A 16,601-nucleotide genomic window follows, 5' to 3' on the forward strand; every position below is an offset into this window, starting at 1 on the left:
AAAAACATTCTAAAAACCCACCGCACTTTTGCTGAATTTCACACATAAAAAAAGCAGAGATTGCTCTCTGCTTTTTGGAAAAACGTATAAAAATTAACGTTTGGAGTATTGCGGACGACGACGTGCTTTGTGTAAACCCACTTTTTTACGTTCAACGCGACGTGCGTCACGAGTAACGAAGCCTGCTGCACGAAGTGCTGGGCGTAAGGTTTCATCGTATTCCATCAATGCACGGGTAATACCATGACGGATTGCACCCGCTTGACCGGAAATACCACCACCTTTAACAGTGATGTATAGGTCTAATTTATCAGTTAATTCAACCAATTCTAACGGTTGACGAACTACCATGCGAGCAGTTTCGCGACCGAAATATACGTCTAATTCACGTTGGTTGATGGTGATCTTACCATTGCCCGGTTTGATAAATACACGAGCTGAAGAGCTTTTGCGGCGACCTGTGCCGTAGTTTTGATTCTCTGCCATATCCTAAAACCTCGTGATTAAATATCTAAGACTTGTGGTTGTTGTGCAGCGTGTTGGTGTTCAGCACCTGCGTACACTTTTAATTTACGGAACATTGCACGGCCTAATGGACCTTTTGGCAACATACCTTTAACCGCAATTTCAATCACTGCTTCAGGACGGCGTGCGATCATTTCTTTGAAAGTCGCTTGTTTGATACCGCCTACATAGCCTGTGTGCCAGTAGTAAATTTTATCGCTGTCTTTGTTACCGGTTACAGCAACTTTGTCCGCGTTGATAACGATGATGTAATCACCTGTGTCAACGTGCGGAGTATATTCAGCTTTATGTTTACCGCGAAGACGACGCGCTAATTCAGTCGCCAAACGACCTAAAGTTTTACCTGTCGCATCTACTACATACCAGTCGCGTTTAACCGTTTCTGGTTTTGCTACAAAAGTTTTCATTAATTAATTACCAATATAATAATATTAATACCCAGTGCTTAAAAAAGCACAACCAGTTATCTTAATCTTCACCCCTTCGAGTGCGATCTCGACAAAATAATGCGCGGTGGGAATCCGCAGCATTTACAGGGTCGGGCAATTATATAGAAAATTTCACCAGAAAGCTAATACTTTTCTAATAACTGCCCTAATCCGCTTTGTCGTTGCACCGGATTTTTCACCGCATTTTCCCACACGCTCTGCAATGCAAACACCGTGAGGAAATCTTTAGTGCGCGTAATACCGGTATAAACCAGCTCTTTGGATAAGACCGGGCTATTTTCTAACGGTAAAATCAGGAACGTATGTGGAAATTCGGAACCTTGAGATTTATGCACGGTCATGACAAAGGCAGTCTCATGATTCGGCACACGGCTTGCCAGCACTTTTTTGTAGCTATTTTGCCCTTGTTCAAACCACACTCGCCCATGGCCTAAATAAATGCCGATGTCGCCGTTATACAAGCCGACACTGCTGTCATTTTGCGTAACCATAATCGGTTTACCGATATACCACTCCCGTTCCTGATGAAATTGTAACAAACGTTTTTGACGCAATTTTTCTGCAATAGCGAGGTTTAACTGCTCGACACCAAACTCGCCTACGCGTAATGCGGTTAAAAAGCGGATGCGGTTAAACGCGGCAAAAATTGACCGCACTTGATCTTCATGAAGAACGCCCTCTGACGGAATTTGTTGCAAATAGCGCGCGTATTCTTCAGCGGCACGATCGACAATCAATTTCACACAAGCTTTACGCTGTTGCACGTCGTCTTTATTACTCAAATAATGCGCAAAATCCGTTAAGTACACGCCACAATGCTTATCTTGATGTTGCTGATATTGTTGCAATAACTGCCAACTCTTGGTCGCATTGCCTAAATTCACCGCCGTTGCCAAGTCACCCACTTCCGGATTCGCCCCAAAACGGCGACTGACTTGTAAATAACAAATACTGTCGCTAATGGCGTTTACCTTATCTTCTGATGGCAATGTCATCCCCGTTGTTGTCTGCAAATATTGTGCCATCCTTGGGCTGTACGTCGGTTGTGCCGCATTCACGAATCGCCCTAATTCGCCCAAAATAGCGCCGGCTTCTACGGAAGCAAGTTGGTCTTTATCGCCCAGTAAAATCAGTTTAGTTTCCGGTTTGAGCGCATTAAGCAATTTAGCCATTAAGGTGAGATCGATCATGGACGCCTCATCCACCACCAACACATCCAACGGCAATGGATTCTCGGTGTGATAACGGGTTTCTTCACTGAAAAAACGCACACCAAGCAAACGATGGATCGTTTCTGCGTTCATCGGAATTTGCAGATTTTCGATGATTTCCCGCTGATTTGGTTCCTGTTTAAATGCCTGTTTTAAACGTTCCACGGCATCCACAATGGATTCCGTTAAACGCGCTGCCGCTTTACCTGTTGGCGCAACCAATTTAATGCGCAAATCGTTTTGATACAGTTCTTGCAAGGTTAAAAGCAACTTGGTTACGGTCGTTGTTTTCCCCGTTCCCGGCCCACCTGTAATTAAACAAAAACGCTGACGTAACGCCATGGCAACAGCGATTTTCTGCCAATCAATGCCCTGCTCTTCCTGAAAATAGCGATGAAGAATCGAGGCAATTTGTGTGAGTTGTCCCTCTGAAAAAACAGGCTCAAAACAGACCGCACTTTTGAAATAATCGGCAATTCGAAATTCGTCTTGCCACACGCGATAAAAATACAAGCAATTAAACTGCAATACCAAAGGCGCAATTTGCTGTAATGGCGAATCAGTAAAGGCGATATGTTGTGCCTTTTGCAAGGTAGATTGCCATTGGGAGATCGGCACATAATCAATTTTTTGCTGAATTTCCGTTAAGTAAACGCGCTCGTTGAAATAATCCTGTAAACCGAATAAATCCTGTTCGGTGGACTGATTCAACAAAAGGCAGGTGTTGCCTTGGCGATAATTGAAATTACACAATGCCGCCATCAACACCGCCAAGTTTTGCACAGATGGGGCATAATTAAACGGTTGCTGTTTACGATGAATAAACTCGGCAAAATAATAGTCAGCGGCGTTAATAATGCCTTTTTCTTTGAGTTGAGATAATAAAGTTAACATCAGAACAAATTCTCCAAGGCTTGAATTAACGCATAATCCGGTTTATCAAAAAATACGCCATCCTGGTTTTCACCGTTCATGCCGCGTAAAAAACAATAAAACACACCGCCAAAATGGGTTTCGTATTGATAGTTTGCGTCACGTTGTTGCAAATAACGATGTAGTGCCAACGTGTAAAATAAATATTGCCAGTCGTAATGGTTTGCTAGCATCGCTTGCTCAAGGCTTTTGCCAACATAGTTTTGCGGCTCGACACCCAGGAAATTCGATTTGTAATCCACCAAATAATATTTACCGTTATGGCAGAAAACCAAATCCATAAAACCGCGTAACATGCCTTTAATGGCATCAAATTGCAGCGCTTCCGATGGCAAATGGTGATGTTTTTGCAACGCACGATTAAATGCCGACACATCAAATACCCGATTGAGTTTCAAATAAAACTGCATTTCTTTCACACATTGCTGGCGAGATAAATTGTTCAGCTTCAACGTTGGATCATCCGCACTTAAGGGCGTATCTAAAATCGCCTTTACCCATTGTTGTAAGGATGGCAACCAGGTTTCCTCTAACTGTAACCATTGGCAGAGTTTTTGGACTTTTTCCTCATTCAACGGTTGGCCAAAATCATATTTTTCCAAGAAACGGTGCAATGCTGTACCGATTTTAATCCCATGCGGAAAATCAAAAGGCGAATAACCGAAAGGATAGGCAGATTCATGACTCACGCTTTCCGCCATGGTTTCTGTCGCTTGCTCGTTAAAATCATAATCTTTGCCGCCATCAAAAACAGGTTCAAAAGCGACCGCACTTTCTGCCGCCAGCTGTTCTTTGTAATATTTTTTATTTTGATGAATCGCCTCAATGGCGCTGAAACTGGTCACCATCCAATTTTGTTCAATATGACCGGTGAATGTTGCCGCGTTTAATGGCGCTTGAGTCTCCGACTGCATTGGAGTATCTAGCGCTTTTAATGCCGTGGTTTCAGAAATCTGCACACTTCCCTGCGGGGCACGTTGAACCAACTTTTCTAATAGCGGCAAGCTATCGTAGGCTGTCGGATTGTCATTCGTTTGAATGTCTCCTTGTGTGAGCACATATAACAAGGCACTCCACTTTTTCTCAAAGGTTTTCGGCACAGCGATGTTTAACTGATATTTCGCTCGGGTCAGCGCCACATAGAGTAAACGAAGTTGTTCGGCAAAATCCTCTTGTTTTACATCCTTCTCATGGGAACCATCAATATCCCACAGTACCTCATCCCGCTCCTGATCGTAATAAGTGGAAATATGTTCACGCCAAAATTTGGAGGCATAACCAATAAATGGTAACCAAACTAAATCGTACTCCAGCCCTTTGGATTTATGAATCGTGACAATTTTGACCAACTGCAACTCGCTTTCTAACCGCACTTGTTGTTCATTTTGTCGATCTTCCCCTTGAATTTGCTTTTCAAACCAACGTAACAATGCCGCTTCACTTTCATTCAACGTTGCTGCTTCTTGCAATAATTCCGATAAATGCAATAAATCCGTCACCAGGCGTTTACCATCCACAGTGGGATACAATTTTTCAGTAATTTTTTCTTGTAGGAATAACTGGTGCAACATCACTAACACACCTTGTTTTTGCCACGTTCTTTGATAATGAATAAATTTATCTACCCAATATTCCCAACGGTTTTCGTCTAAACGAATACACTGAATATCTGCCGCCGTTTGCGCAAAAATCGCCGTCGCAACGGCATTTAAAATATTGCGTTCGGAAAACGGATTAAGACAGGCACGTAAAATCAACAACAGATCCTTTGCTGCTCTACTATCAAACACATTGCTATTTTCAGACAAAAACACGGAAGCAATGCCAAGGCGACGTAACTCTTTTTTTACTAAAGCAGCTTCATGTCGATCACGTACTAATACTGCAATACTTTCCGGTTTTAACGTTTTTTCTACACCTTTTTTATCGGAACGAAAATCAGCGGTATTTTCCACCGCACTTTGCAACCAATGTTGGATAGAAACGGCACAGGCTTTTGCCATATTCTCTTTTACGGAAGCTTCATCCACATAAAACCGCACGGCAGGTTCTGTTTCACCGTTTAACCAAAATTGCGGATGATCGTCTTTGGCTGCGACCGGCAGGAATTGAATCTTGTCATATAAAAACGGAGGTTGTTCGGTAAAATCAAACAATCGATTGACACACTGCACCACATCTTGGTGAGAACGGTAATTTTTTCCTAGATTAAAACGCTGCTGCGCTTCATCAGCCGCTTTAAAGTAAGTAAAAATGTCTGCACCACGGAATTTATAAATCGCCTGTTTTGGATCGCCGATCATAATAAAGCCGTTATCCGACGCAGGATCTAATCGCTGTGGTTCTACATACACCTTAGAAAAGATCTGATACTGCACCGCATCTGTATCCTGAAATTCATCAATCATGGCAAACGGGAATTGATAACGAATCATCTGCGCAAATTCAGTATTATTCGGATGGTGCAAGGCATCTTTTAACAAGCGCAATAAATCATGAAAACTTTTTTCGCTGTGGTTGAGTTTGTATTCGGCCAGCTGCCCATTTAGCATTTCTAAATAATGAAACCAAAGCGCTTGAGACAGTAAAGTTTGCTGTTCATAAAAGGCTAATAACTCATCAATTTTGATGAAAAGCGGGTGACTCAAAGCTTCCTGTGCTTCCTCGCCTTTCTGTTCATCCATTGCCGTTTGCCCGAAGCGGTAAAAACAATCGGGGAAATCTGCTTTTTTGTTTTCCGCCCAATGCTTCATAGCGGCAAGCCATTTCGGGCGTTTGTCTGCGTTGAAACTGCGGCGGTTTAATTTTTGTTCTTTCGCATTCTTATATTTCGTGTTGATTTCTGTTTCAATCAACTCCGTAATTTCCACCTCTTTTTCTAGCCATTTTTGCTTTAATTCCTGAGTTTGAGCGATTAATGCTTGCGAGTAATCAGTAAGTTTTGAGAGAAATTCCTCGAAAGTCCCCTCAAAAAAGTGCGGTCGTTTTTCCGGAAGTTTTAATTCGGTTCCGGCAAATTTTTTGATTTTTGTCACAATATTGCTTGGTGAAACCAAATTTTTTTGAATAAATTCAACAACCGCATAAGGCTGTGAATAAAAATGGTCACGCCAAATTTTTTGCGCCAAGCGCAACAACAACTCATCTTCTTCACCGCTTAATTCTAAGTTGAAATGAATCCCTGAATTAAATGCGTATTGCATAAGCATTCGACGGCAGAAACCATGAATGGTATAGATCGCCGCCAAATCCATGTTTTGTTCCGCCAAGGTCAGGCGTTGAATGGCAAGCGGTAAATCAGTGATGGTCGCAACCAATTCGCGTAAAAAATCATCTTGCCCAAATACTGCCGAATCTTGTGTCTGCTGATAAGCCGTCAATTTTTGTTTGGCGTCATAAATACGTTCGCGAATTTTGCGCTTCAGCTCCTCTGTCGCCATTTCAGTAAAGGTCACCACTAAAATTTGCTCGACGTTCAACGCATAGGGAAACGTATTTTCCCCTGCCTGTAATAATAGGCGCAAATAAAGGGAACCCATGGTATAGGTTTTACCTGTACCGGCAGAGGCTTCAATTAGACTAACAGCATTTAACGGGATAGAAATCGGATTGAGTTGTTGCATGGTTAAGATTAAGCGAATGAAAAATTTTGAATAAAATAAGGGCGGAACTCAATCCGCCCAATAGCCTCGTTAGAAATTAACGACTTTATCTGCCCATAACGTCCATTTGGAAACATCATCTAAGGTGCCGCGAGTCACGCCGTCAATGAGCTTTATCTCGGATAAACCGCGCGCTTTGGTACAGCTTGTGCAAAGTTTAACTTCCGCACCTTGTGCTACCAAAATTTCCATAACTTGTTGTACGTTAGACCCTTCATTTGGGTGCTGACCGGCAATGCCGCTTAACACCGAATCACCAAAACAGAACACTTTAATTTCGACTTCCTTGCCATGTTCTTCCTGTAAATTCACGGCTAAACGCAATGCGTTGAAGCTTTTTTCTGTGCCATATGGCGATTCATTTAAAATAAAAAGAAGTTTTTGCATCATTAACCTACCCAGATAAATTTAATTAAGAATAACAAGGAAACCACCCAAACCGGTGCATTCACTTCGCGCCAACGCCCCGTTCCGACTTTCATCACACAATAGCTGATGAAACCAAAGGCAATTCCTTCCGTGATGGAGTATGTAAATGGCATCATCGCCGCGGTAATAAAGGCAGGAGTCGCTTCTGTTAAGTCGTCCCATTGCACTTTAATTAAGCTGGATGCCATCAAAATACCCACATAAACCAATGCGCCCGCGGTGGCATAAGCAGGCACCATGCCGGCTAATGGTGAGAAGAAGATCGTCAGTAAAAACAATAACCCGACAACAACTGCTGTCATACCGGTACGCCCACCGACCGATACGCCTGCGCCACTTTCAATATACGTACTAATAGCTGAAGTACCGATATACGATCCGACAACGGCACTCGCACTATCAACATATAAGGCTTGTTTCATTTTCGGGAAACGCCCTTTTTCATCGCTAAAACCTGCTTTGTCGGTGACACCAAGCAAGGTGCCAGAAGAGTCAAATAAGTTCACTAATAAGAAAGAGAAGATGATACCAATAAGTGCGGTATCCAAGGCACCGGCAATATCCACTTGGCCAACCACTTGCGTCAATGCCGGCGGCATGGAAACGATACCATGGAACATCACGCTTTCGTCAAAATACAATGCAAGTGCGGTGACTGCTGCGATAGAAATTAACACGCCGGAATAAATATTGCGTGCTGCTAACACCACGATAATAAAGAAGCCAAGGATGCCCAATAACACTTGCGGACTGTGTAGATCGCCTAACGCAACCAAGGTTGCAGGATTTGCAACAACCAAGCCCATATTTTTGAAACCAATTAAGGCGATAAAGAAACCAATCCCCGCGCCGATACCTACACGCAAACTGAGCGGAATAGATGCCATCAGCCAATAACGGATTTGGAAAATGGTTAATAGCAATAAGCCAACAGAACCCCAGAAAATGGTGCCCATGCCCACTTGCCAAGAATAACCAAGTTTACCGACCACCACATAAGCAAAGAAGGCATTCAAGCCCATTGCCGGCGCTAACGCGATAGGCAAGTTACTGAATAACCCCATGGCAATCGTACCGAAGCCTGCGATTAAACAAGTGGTCACAAAGACAACTTGCTTATCCATGCCCGCATCCCCCAACACAGACGGGTTCACAAAAACGATATACACCATGGTGAAAAACGTGGTGATTCCGGCAATAATTTCCGTTTTGGAGGAGGTTCCTTTTTCTTTTAATTTAAAGAGTTGTTGTAGAAAAGATTGATTTTCCATTGTAATTTCCAATCAGAGACAAAATAAAAACGATGAAAAACAAGGTTATAAGAAAGGTGTTTTTCCCCCTGATTCTAGCAAAAGATCAGAAAGACTGCGACGGGTTTATTGTCAAGACATGGCACTTCTTACGCCTCATCATCCTCATCTAAAATAAAGTCAAACCAATCAATCACATCACGTTCATGAATGCCGTGTCGAATCAAGATATCGGCTTTTCTCACACTCTCAGGATCGCCACTGATTAACGGGTGCCATGACGGCAACGGCTTACCTTCATAAAGCAAACGATAAGCGCAAGTCGTCGGCAACCAACCGAATTCGGGCAAATTGTCTTTGGTCAGTTTGGTGCAATCCTCTTCCAACTCAAAACGTTTCAAATAATGACCGCACTTTCCTGTTTCCAAATCCAACAAATTGCACGCGATACGGGTGTAATACAAACGCTCATATTTGCCCTCGCCATCAATATATTTACGATAGCAACACTTGCCGCAACCATCACATAACGCCTCCCATTCGGCATCATTCATCTCAAGCAGGTTTTTGTGTCGCCAGAAATCAGGTTCTAATTGCATAGGATTATTTACCGGTTTGGTTTTAAAAGCGGAAATTATAGTGAGGAACGCAGCCTGTGACAAATGCCGCGAGAGCGATTCAGAAAAACAAAAAAGTGCGGTCAATATTGACGATGTTTTTCAACGGAAAAAACACATCAGATATTGACCGCACTTATCCTCAAAAATAACAAATTAACGATAGGTGACGCGTTCGTTATCGTTTAAATGAATGGTCGTTTCAGCTAATTTGGTTTCTGCAATGACCTTACCGTGGCGAATAGAATAACGCGTCGGCACTTGACGACGTACTGCATCAAAGCCATTTTCTGCCGGTAAAATGATAAAGTTAGCGGCATTCCCCTCTTCCACGCCATAACCTTGCAACCCTAGCGCTTTTGCACTGTTTTCAGTCACTAATTTTAAGCCGTCGTTAATTTGTCCGTAGCCCATGAGTTGGCAAACGTGTAACCCCATGTGTAACACCTGCAACATATTTGCGGTTCCCAACGGATACCATGGGTCGAATACGTCATCATGGCCGAAACACACGTTGATCTTGTTTTTCAGCATTTCTTTCACACGCGTCACGCCACGGCGTTTTGGATAAGTATCGAATCGACCTTGCAAATGAATGTTGACGAGCGGATTGGCCACAAAATGAATTTTGGATAATTTCAACAAACGGAAAAGACGAGAGGCATAGGCGTTATTGTACGAATGCATTGCAGTGGTATGGCTCGCCGTCACTTTGTCGCCCATTTCATATTTCAATGCCAATGCGGCAACCGTTTCCACAAAACGGGATTGTTCATCATCAATTTCATCACAGTGAATATCAATTTGTTTGTTGTATTTACGCGCAATATTGAAGGCAATGTGCATAGATTCCACACCGTATTCACGGGTGAATTCAAAATGCGGAATGCCCCCCACTACATCTGCGCCCATTGCCATGGCTTGATCCAACAAGGCTTCGCCGTTCGGATAAGACAAAATTCCCTCTTGTGGAAATGCAACAATTTGAAGATCCACCCAAGGAGCCACTTCTTTTTTCACTTCGAGCATGGCTTTAAGTGCGGTTAACGTTGGGTCGGACACATCCACGTGGGTACGCACATGTTGCACGCCATTTGCGATTTGCCATTTTAAGGTTTTCCACGCGCGGGATTTCACATCCTCATGGCTCAATAAAGATTTTCGCTCAGCCCAACGTTCAATCCCTTCAAATAAGGTACCGGATTGGTTCCAGTTCGGTTGTCCTGCGGTTTGTGTCGCATCCAAATGAATGTGCGGTTCAACAAACGGCGGATACACAATGCCCTGTTCGCCGTCTAAAATGTCTCCGGAAAAATCAATCTGTTCTTCGTTAGGCAGAATGCGGGCAATCTTGCCGTCTTCAATGACAATCTGCCATAAGCCTTCAAGACCATTAATATGAATATTTTTAACTAACATTTATCGCTCCTATTTAAACGCCAATTTTTTACCGAATAACGGCGTTAACACAAAATAAGCCACTGCACCGCCAATAACGGCATTTAACGGAATAATGCCCGGCAAGAATTTACCGCAAGCAATCCCGATTGCTACAGAGATAATTGCCGTCCAGTTGATGGTGACAAATTTTGCTTGTTCAAAATTGGCATAGGCTTTATTACGCAAAATATAGTCAGCAATGATGACGCCACCAATCGGTGGAATCGCGGCAGATAAAAACGTTAACCAGCCTACAAAGTTGTTGTATAACCACAGGGCGCAAAGTGTACCAATAACACCATTTAACACGGATAATGGACGGCTACTCCAGCCGGTAATGTTGGCGAAACCCAAACCGGAGGCATAAAGTGCGTTATCGTTAGTTGTCCAAATGTTTAAACCAAGCACAATAATCGCCGGCAAAATTAATCCTTGGGCAACCATCACATCAGAAATATCGGACATCCCCGTCACCGCTGCCCCAGCGGCGCCAAAGACGAACATTAATGAGTTGCCCAAGAAGAACGCAATCATACTGATTAAAATCGCTTGTTTGGCTTTGCGTCCGAAACGCACGAAGTCAGCCGTTAATGAACCGGCGCTGATGAAAGAGCCCACAACCAAGGTAATTGCCATTGGTAAAGAAATGTCGTCTTTCGGCATGATATTTTCTAATACAGATAAACCACCAGCATCCGTTACCGCCAAATACACCGAATAAGAACCAAGCACAGCAATTGCCGGCACCGCAATGGTGGAAAGAATGGTCAGTGCGGAAATACCGAAGAAAACCGTAATGGTCATTAATAAACCTGAGCCTAAAATTAAATAGTTCACATCAATGCCGGTAACTTTATTCACCGGAATCGCAAACATCGCCACACCAACACCAAACCAGCCCACTTGGGTGCCACCTAAAATTAAAGATGGCAACCAAGAGCCTTTCACACCAAAGGAATAACGCGCCAAAACATGGGTTGTTAAGCCGGTTTTTGCACCGATATAGCCAAGAAATGACGTGTAAATCCCTAACATTAAGTTACCGATGATCACGGCTAACCAGAAATCATGGTAAGTGAGTGATGTGCCCAGCGTGCCGCCCGTCCACATACTTGCAGAGAAAAACGTTAATCCCAGCATAACAAACGTCAGTGCCACAGCACCTTTACGTTCATGTTGTGGAACGGGCTTCAAACTAAAATTTTCAGAACTCATTTTTGTATCCTTTCAAAGTAAAAAAATCGGCAAATTCTAATCCTTAGCTAAGCCAAAAGCAAACGTTTGCTTTATGAAAAAAAATAAAAGTGCGGTCAAAATTCAACGTGTTTTTTTCAATTTAAAAACATCGTCAATATTGACCGCACTACCTCTCACACTACCCTTTCAGCTGCGATAACCGCCCTTCTTCATCAAAAATACCGACAATTTCTTTTTCACCACGACGGGCGATTAAATGGGTTTCCGTATTTTCGATAATGCGATATTCCTTTGCCGTTACATAATTTTGTAACACTTTTTTCTGGGCTTTAATTTCAAATAAAGAAATGAATTGCGGATAAACCGACAAGATTCTCAAATGTTCTTCTTCCAAAGAGAATGTCTTGCGTAAACTGCGATCTTTCACCGTCACCAACAATGCACCCACACCAAAATTGCCCACGTAATAGCCGTCAGACTCAAACATCCCCAACGCAACCAATCCAAAACTGTGCACGTCATTTAAAGCAAGTTCTCGGTTGGGTTTTGTGAGTTCGTCAATTTTGTATTTTTTGCCGTAAGCACGAAATTCTTTCGCTTGTTCCAACAACTTCGCAGGAATATTGGCGGCTTGGTTTGCCCAACTCCAAAGCCAGGTTTGACTCTCAAAAGAAAAAGACCCCAACACCTGAACCGGATAAGTATATTGCTCGCCGAAGGTGATTTTCCCGGTTTTCAAATCCACGCTCCACTCCAAATTTTCTACTCGTTCGGCGAAATCCAGCTGCTTTTCAAACCCAATAATCGCATAGCGATCGTATAAGCTTGAAAAACTTTTATAGCCGCTAAATTGAATCATGCCGAATATTTTTTTAAATAACACGAAGGTTTCTCCTGATTGGTTTAATAAAGTGCGGTGCGTTTTTAAATTATTTTTTAGATCTGATAAAAAACCGCTAAAAGATGATTAACTTACATAAATTCCGCAGAAAATTTGATAGCGAAGGAACAATAAATTCTTTAAAATGCAATGATCTTGATATTCAGGTCACTTTTTATTCATAAATATATAAGGATTCTATGATGAAAAAATTCTATCCGGTTTTATTATCAGCAAGTATTTTAGCATTAGCAGGCTGTGCAACTGAAGGCTCCCGTACCGTAGAAGTACAAAAAGTCAACAGCTACAACACGGCTTATCATGGCGTAAAAGCACCGATTTCTGTCGGTAAATTTGACAACCGTTCAAGCTATCAAAATGGCGTATTCTCCGATGGCGTCGACCAATTAGGAAATCAAGCAAAAACGATTTTAGTTTCTCATTTACAACAATCAGGTCGTTTTAGTGTGTTAGATCGCACCAATATGTCTGAAACTGCAGCAGAAGCAAAAATCAAAGGTAAAAAACAAACCTTAAAAGGCGCAAATTATGTGGTTACCGGCGATGTAACAGAATTTGGCCGTAAAACCGTTGGCGACCAACAATTATTTGGCATTTTAGGTCGCGGAAAACAACAAGTGGCTTACGCGAAAGTCACCTTAAATATTGTCAATACCCAAACATCTGAAGTGGTTTATTCCGTTCAAGGTGCCGGCGAATACAATCTTTCCAACCGTGAAGTATTAGGCTTTGGCGGTACATCAGGATACGACTCAACACTCAATGGCAAAGTGTTAGATTTAGCCATTCGTGAGGCGGTAAACAACCTTGTTTCAGGTGTTGAAGCGGGTCAATGGAAACCGGCTAATTAAGGGGTAGATAATGAAGAAATTAACACTTCTTGCATGTTTGTCTGCCGTCGCTGTATTGACGGCTTGTTCATCAGGGCACAAACAACACTCGCTCTACACTTGGAATGGTGATGTTTACCCTTCTTCTGTTTATCAACACCTAACACAAGAAGGTGATCCGCAAGAACAACTGCAAAAATTAGAAGAACTGGCTCAACTGGATGGCGGTAACAAAGTGCCACCCGGTTTATACGCACAAATTGGTCTTCTATATGGGCAATTAGGGAATCCGGGAAAAATGGCTGAATCTTATCAAAAAGAAATGAGCCTGTTTCCTGAATCGACGCAATACATCAATTTCCTGTTAAATAAAGGAAAAAAAGTAGAGACAGCCCAAGAAAATCGCGCAAATAAAAAAGCGAAAAAAGGAGAGAAAAAATGAGAAATATTTCACTCTATTTAGCCATGGCTTGCGCATTTTTGCTTTCAGCGTGTTCTGCAATGAAGCCAACGCCGTATGACTATACCAACTATTTAGAGAGCAAACCGCAGTCTATTCTTGTATTGCTTCCAACCGATACCACCAATGATGTAAAAGGCTCCCCGGCTGTGTTGGCACAAGCCATTTCGCCATTGGCTGAAAATGGTTACTATGTTTTTCCACCGGCTCTTGTTTATCAAACCTTTAAAAATAACGGGTTAACACAAGCGCAAGAAATTCATAACGTCAACCCACAAAAATTACGCGAGATTTTTGGTGCGGATGCCGTGCTCTACATTAATGTGGACGACTACGGTGTGAATTACCAAGTGTTCGACAGCGTAACCAGAGTGAAAGTGAGTGGCAAACTCGTTGACTTACGCAATGGTAAAACATTATGGGAAGGCAAAGGCTATGCGGACGATGCTGAAAGCAATAACAACGGTAACGCGCTTGCTATGCTGGTAACCGCAGTCGTTAAACAGATTGCCAATAATGTGTCTGATAAAGGATATAAAGTGGCAGGATGGGCAACCGGAAATATGTTAGGTCGTTCTTGTAATGGCTGCTTGCTTTACGGCCCAAGACATCCATCATACGGACAAGATCCTCAATTAAAGATGCCTAAATAATCCCCTTTCGATAAACCAAAGGCTGATTTCGACACTGTCAATATCAGCCTTTTTTAATGAATAAGTGCGGTCGGTTTTTGAGAGGTTTTAAAACTCAATAAAAATCGCTCCCAAAATGGCGCACGTTTCCTAACGCGTGCCTAAAATATCAATTTCATTTAATGATAATTTTACTATTTTCATTAACAACTTCATTTTGTTTATTTTTAGTTAGATATAAGCACGCGTTAGGAAACGCGCGCTATCTAGGGGATATTTTTCAGAACATATTTTTAAACCCCCTCCCAAATACTATCTCCTAATTCTATTTGAAATAAATATTGATAATAATATCAAAGGAGAACCCAATGAAAACAATTTAGAGCAAAAAACTATTATTTCCATTATCTCATCTAAAGAAATATAACCACCATTTATAATAAATAAAAATATTATTAAACCTAATGAAAAAACTAAAAAACAACATGAAAAAATCAGTATTATAAAAATAATAATTCGAAGAATTTTATTCATTATTACCCCCTATGATGGCGCTAGTTTCCTAACGCGAGCCCAAAACATCAATTTCATTTAATTAAGATTTTTACTATTACTAATAATCTTTATATCGAATATATGTAATAAAGAAGATAATTGAAAACATAAGAAAAAAGAACTCTACATCCTTTATGTTAAAGTTTTTAAAAAATGACAATAAATTAATTTGATAAAGTGTAATTCCATTATCAAAGTTATAAAACATCCTCCCCATAACAAATGACACAAATAAACAGAACAAGGCAGCTCCGAAAGAAAATAAAGTAATATAAAAAATTTTTTTCATTACTCATTCACCCACGATAACGCGCTTCTCCCGACGCGAGCCAAAAGCATCAATTTCGTTTGACTAAGATTTTTATCTCTTTTTATTAATAACTTCATTTTGTCTATTTTTAGTTAGATAAAAGCAAATCAAAGGCTGATTTCGACACACCGTCAATATCAGCCTTTTTGATGAATAAGTGCGGTCAGTTTTCAATATGTTTTCTGCATTAAAAAACGCCTCAAAAATCCACCGCACTTTTTGTTTCTGCCAACCGCTAAAAGGGATTACATTGTGCCGGATTACCGCTGGTTAGCCCCACTTTAAACCATTGCAAACGCTGGGCTGAAGTGCCATGAGTGAAACTATCAGGAACCACATAACCTTGGCTGCGTTTTTGCAAACGGTCATCGCCTACCGATTCCGCCGCATTAAACGCTTTTTCAATATCGCCGCGTTCAAATAAACCGCTTTTTACCGCTTGCGATGCCCACACGCCGGCATAGCAATCCGCCTGAAGTTCTAATTTCACGGAAAGTTGATTTGCTTCTGTGCGGGATGAACGACTTTGCAGACGATGCACTTGTGTCAACGTGCCGAATAAATTCTGTACATGATGCCCCACTTCATGGGCAATCACATAAGCAAACGCAGATTCGCCGGCTGCACCCAGTTTATTTTTCATGTCGTTATAAAAGGATAAATCCAAATAGACCCGTTGATCATTTGGACAATAAAATGGCCCCATGGCAGATTGCCCCGTGCCGCACGCCGTTGAGGTTACGCCGTTGTAGATAACCATTCGAGGTTCTACATATTGTCGATTATTTTTGGAAAAATATGTGGACCACACTTCCTCAGTGTCGCCCAGCACCACTTTAGAGAGTTTAAATAATTGGTCTTCTTGCTGTGATTGCAAAGGTGAACTTTGCGTAGTGCCCACCTCCATCTCACCAACCAAGCCTGATAAATCCACGCCATAATAAGCGCCGACCAAAATAATGATCAGCCCCAAAATACCGGTCGGTTTTCCGCCACCGAAACCACCGCCCGAGGAGCGTCTGTCTTCCACATTTGAACTTTCTCTACGACCTTGCCAACGCATAAGCTTTCCTATCTTTAAGTTAAATTCGCGCTATTCTAATCTAGAACGCTTTTTTCCGCCTAACATTTTATTCCTAGACTTATATAACTGAATTGGGTATGTTGTGGCTCCCTAAATCAATCAACAAGGAGATGAAA

The 16,601-nt window shown here is 41.9% G+C and carries 14 protein-coding genes; 3 read left to right on the plus strand and 11 right to left on the minus strand.

What is annotated here, in order from left to right:
• Positions 1-93: 93 nt before the first annotated feature.
• The 10 genes from rpsI to J5X96_RS07110 all read right to left on the minus strand — a co-directional run bounded on the left by rpsI (position 94) and on the right by J5X96_RS07110 (position 12,596).
• Positions 94-486, minus strand: a complete 393-nt coding sequence (gene rpsI / locus J5X96_RS07065; protein WP_005557091.1) for a 30S ribosomal protein S9 — start codon at positions 484-486, stop codon at positions 94-96.
• Between the two features lie 17 nt (positions 487-503).
• Positions 504-932, minus strand: a complete 429-nt coding sequence (gene rplM / locus J5X96_RS07070; RefSeq protein WP_006718336.1) for a 50S ribosomal protein L13 — start codon at positions 930-932, stop codon at positions 504-506.
• Between the two features lie 164 nt (positions 933-1,096).
• Positions 1,097-3,079, minus strand: coding sequence for an exodeoxyribonuclease V subunit alpha (gene recD / locus J5X96_RS07075; RefSeq protein WP_209362627.1), 1,983 nt, complete (start codon positions 3,077-3,079; stop codon positions 1,097-1,099).
• The gene (gene recB / locus J5X96_RS07080; protein ID WP_209362629.1) at positions 3,079-6,741 is read right to left on the minus strand and encodes an exodeoxyribonuclease V subunit beta; all 3,663 of its coding nucleotides are present in this window, start codon (positions 6,739-6,741) and stop codon (positions 3,079-3,081) included. The genes recD and recB overlap by 1 nt, the downstream gene beginning before the upstream one ends.
• A gap of 69 nt (positions 6,742-6,810) precedes the next feature.
• Positions 6,811-7,167: a DsrE/DsrF/TusD sulfur relay family protein gene (locus J5X96_RS07085; protein WP_209364789.1), complete on the minus strand. Its 357-nt coding sequence runs from the start codon at positions 7,165-7,167 to the stop codon at positions 6,811-6,813.
• 2 nt (positions 7,168-7,169) lie between these two features.
• Positions 7,170-8,480: an NCS2 family permease gene (locus J5X96_RS07090; RefSeq protein WP_209362632.1), complete on the minus strand. Its 1,311-nt coding sequence runs from the start codon at positions 8,478-8,480 to the stop codon at positions 7,170-7,172.
• Positions 8,481-8,608: 128 nt separating this feature from the next.
• Positions 8,609-9,058, minus strand: a complete 450-nt coding sequence (locus J5X96_RS07095) for a YcgN family cysteine cluster protein (RefSeq protein ID WP_209362634.1) — start codon at positions 9,056-9,058, stop codon at positions 8,609-8,611.
• Positions 9,059-9,232: 174 nt separating this feature from the next.
• A complete protein-coding gene (locus J5X96_RS07100; protein WP_209362636.1) occupies positions 9,233-10,495 on the minus strand; it encodes a cytosine deaminase in 1,263 nt (420 codons plus the stop codon).
• A 9-nt stretch (positions 10,496-10,504) separates the two neighbouring features.
• Positions 10,505-11,731: a cytosine permease gene (gene codB, locus J5X96_RS07105; protein WP_209362638.1), complete on the minus strand. Its 1,227-nt coding sequence runs from the start codon at positions 11,729-11,731 to the stop codon at positions 10,505-10,507.
• A gap of 160 nt (positions 11,732-11,891) precedes the next feature.
• Positions 11,892-12,596 carry a DUF6882 domain-containing protein gene (locus J5X96_RS07110; RefSeq protein WP_209362640.1) on the minus strand — a complete coding sequence of 235 codons (705 nt, stop codon included), beginning with the start codon at positions 12,594-12,596 and terminating at the stop codon, positions 11,892-11,894.
• Between the two features lie 200 nt (positions 12,597-12,796).
• Between J5X96_RS07110 and J5X96_RS07115 the strand changes: the two genes are divergently transcribed.
• From J5X96_RS07115 to J5X96_RS07125, 3 genes are read left to right on the plus strand one after another with little or no spacing between them, the layout of a single operon-like run.
• A complete protein-coding gene (locus J5X96_RS07115) occupies positions 12,797-13,465 on the plus strand; it encodes a CsgG/HfaB family protein (protein WP_032997867.1) in 669 nt (222 codons plus the stop codon).
• Between the two features lie 10 nt (positions 13,466-13,475).
• Entirely contained in the window at positions 13,476-13,886 is a 411-nt protein-coding gene (locus J5X96_RS07120) for a DUF4810 domain-containing protein (RefSeq protein ID WP_006718155.1), read from the plus strand.
• Positions 13,883-14,557, plus strand: coding sequence for a DUF799 domain-containing protein (locus J5X96_RS07125; protein ID WP_109432359.1), 675 nt, complete (start codon positions 13,883-13,885; stop codon positions 14,555-14,557). Before J5X96_RS07120 ends, J5X96_RS07125 begins: the two co-directional genes overlap by 4 nt.
• 1,079 nt (positions 14,558-15,636) lie before the next feature.
• Here J5X96_RS07125 and J5X96_RS07130 read toward each other — a convergent pair.
• Positions 15,637-16,464 carry a neutral zinc metallopeptidase gene (locus tag J5X96_RS07130; protein WP_209362642.1) on the minus strand — a complete coding sequence of 276 codons (828 nt, stop codon included), beginning with the start codon at positions 16,462-16,464 and terminating at the stop codon, positions 15,637-15,639.
• Between the last annotated feature and the right edge of the window lie 137 nt (positions 16,465-16,601).

The organism is Aggregatibacter sp. 2125159857 (assembly GCF_017798005.1).
GTDB lineage: Bacteria > Pseudomonadota > Gammaproteobacteria > Enterobacterales > Pasteurellaceae > Aggregatibacter.

Excerpts from the sequence above, each read along its gene's own strand:
- recD (WP_209362627.1), bottom strand. The coding sequence starts at position 3,079 with ATGTTAACTTTATTATCTCAACTCAAAGAAAAAGGCATTATTAACGCC.
- J5X96_RS07090 (WP_209362632.1), bottom strand. The coding sequence starts at position 8,480 with ATGGAAAATCAATCTTTTCTACAACAACTCTTTAAATTAAAAGAAAAA.
- rplM (WP_006718336.1), bottom strand. The coding sequence starts at position 932 with ATGAAAACTTTTGTAGCAAAACCAGAAACGGTTAAACGCGACTGGTAT.
- J5X96_RS07125 (WP_109432359.1), top strand. The coding sequence starts at position 13,883 with ATGAGAAATATTTCACTCTATTTAGCCATGGCTTGCGCATTTTTGCTT.
- recB (WP_209362629.1), bottom strand. The coding sequence starts at position 6,741 with ATGCAACAACTCAATCCGATTTCTATCCCGTTAAATGCTGTTAGTCTA.
- J5X96_RS07115 (WP_032997867.1), top strand. The coding sequence starts at position 12,797 with ATGAAAAAATTCTATCCGGTTTTATTATCAGCAAGTATTTTAGCATTA.
- J5X96_RS07085 (WP_209364789.1), bottom strand. The coding sequence starts at position 7,167 with ATGCAAAAACTTCTTTTTATTTTAAATGAATCGCCATATGGCACAGAA.
- J5X96_RS07100 (WP_209362636.1), bottom strand. The coding sequence starts at position 10,495 with ATGTTAGTTAAAAATATTCATATTAATGGTCTTGAAGGCTTATGGCAG.
- J5X96_RS07120 (WP_006718155.1), top strand. The coding sequence starts at position 13,476 with ATGAAGAAATTAACACTTCTTGCATGTTTGTCTGCCGTCGCTGTATTG.
- J5X96_RS07130 (WP_209362642.1), bottom strand. The coding sequence starts at position 16,464 with ATGCGTTGGCAAGGTCGTAGAGAAAGTTCAAATGTGGAAGACAGACGC.
- rpsI (WP_005557091.1), bottom strand. The coding sequence starts at position 486 with ATGGCAGAGAATCAAAACTACGGCACAGGTCGCCGCAAAAGCTCTTCA.
- J5X96_RS07095 (WP_209362634.1), bottom strand. The coding sequence starts at position 9,058 with ATGCAATTAGAACCTGATTTCTGGCGACACAAAAACCTGCTTGAGATG.
- codB (WP_209362638.1), bottom strand. The coding sequence starts at position 11,731 with ATGAGTTCTGAAAATTTTAGTTTGAAGCCCGTTCCACAACATGAACGT.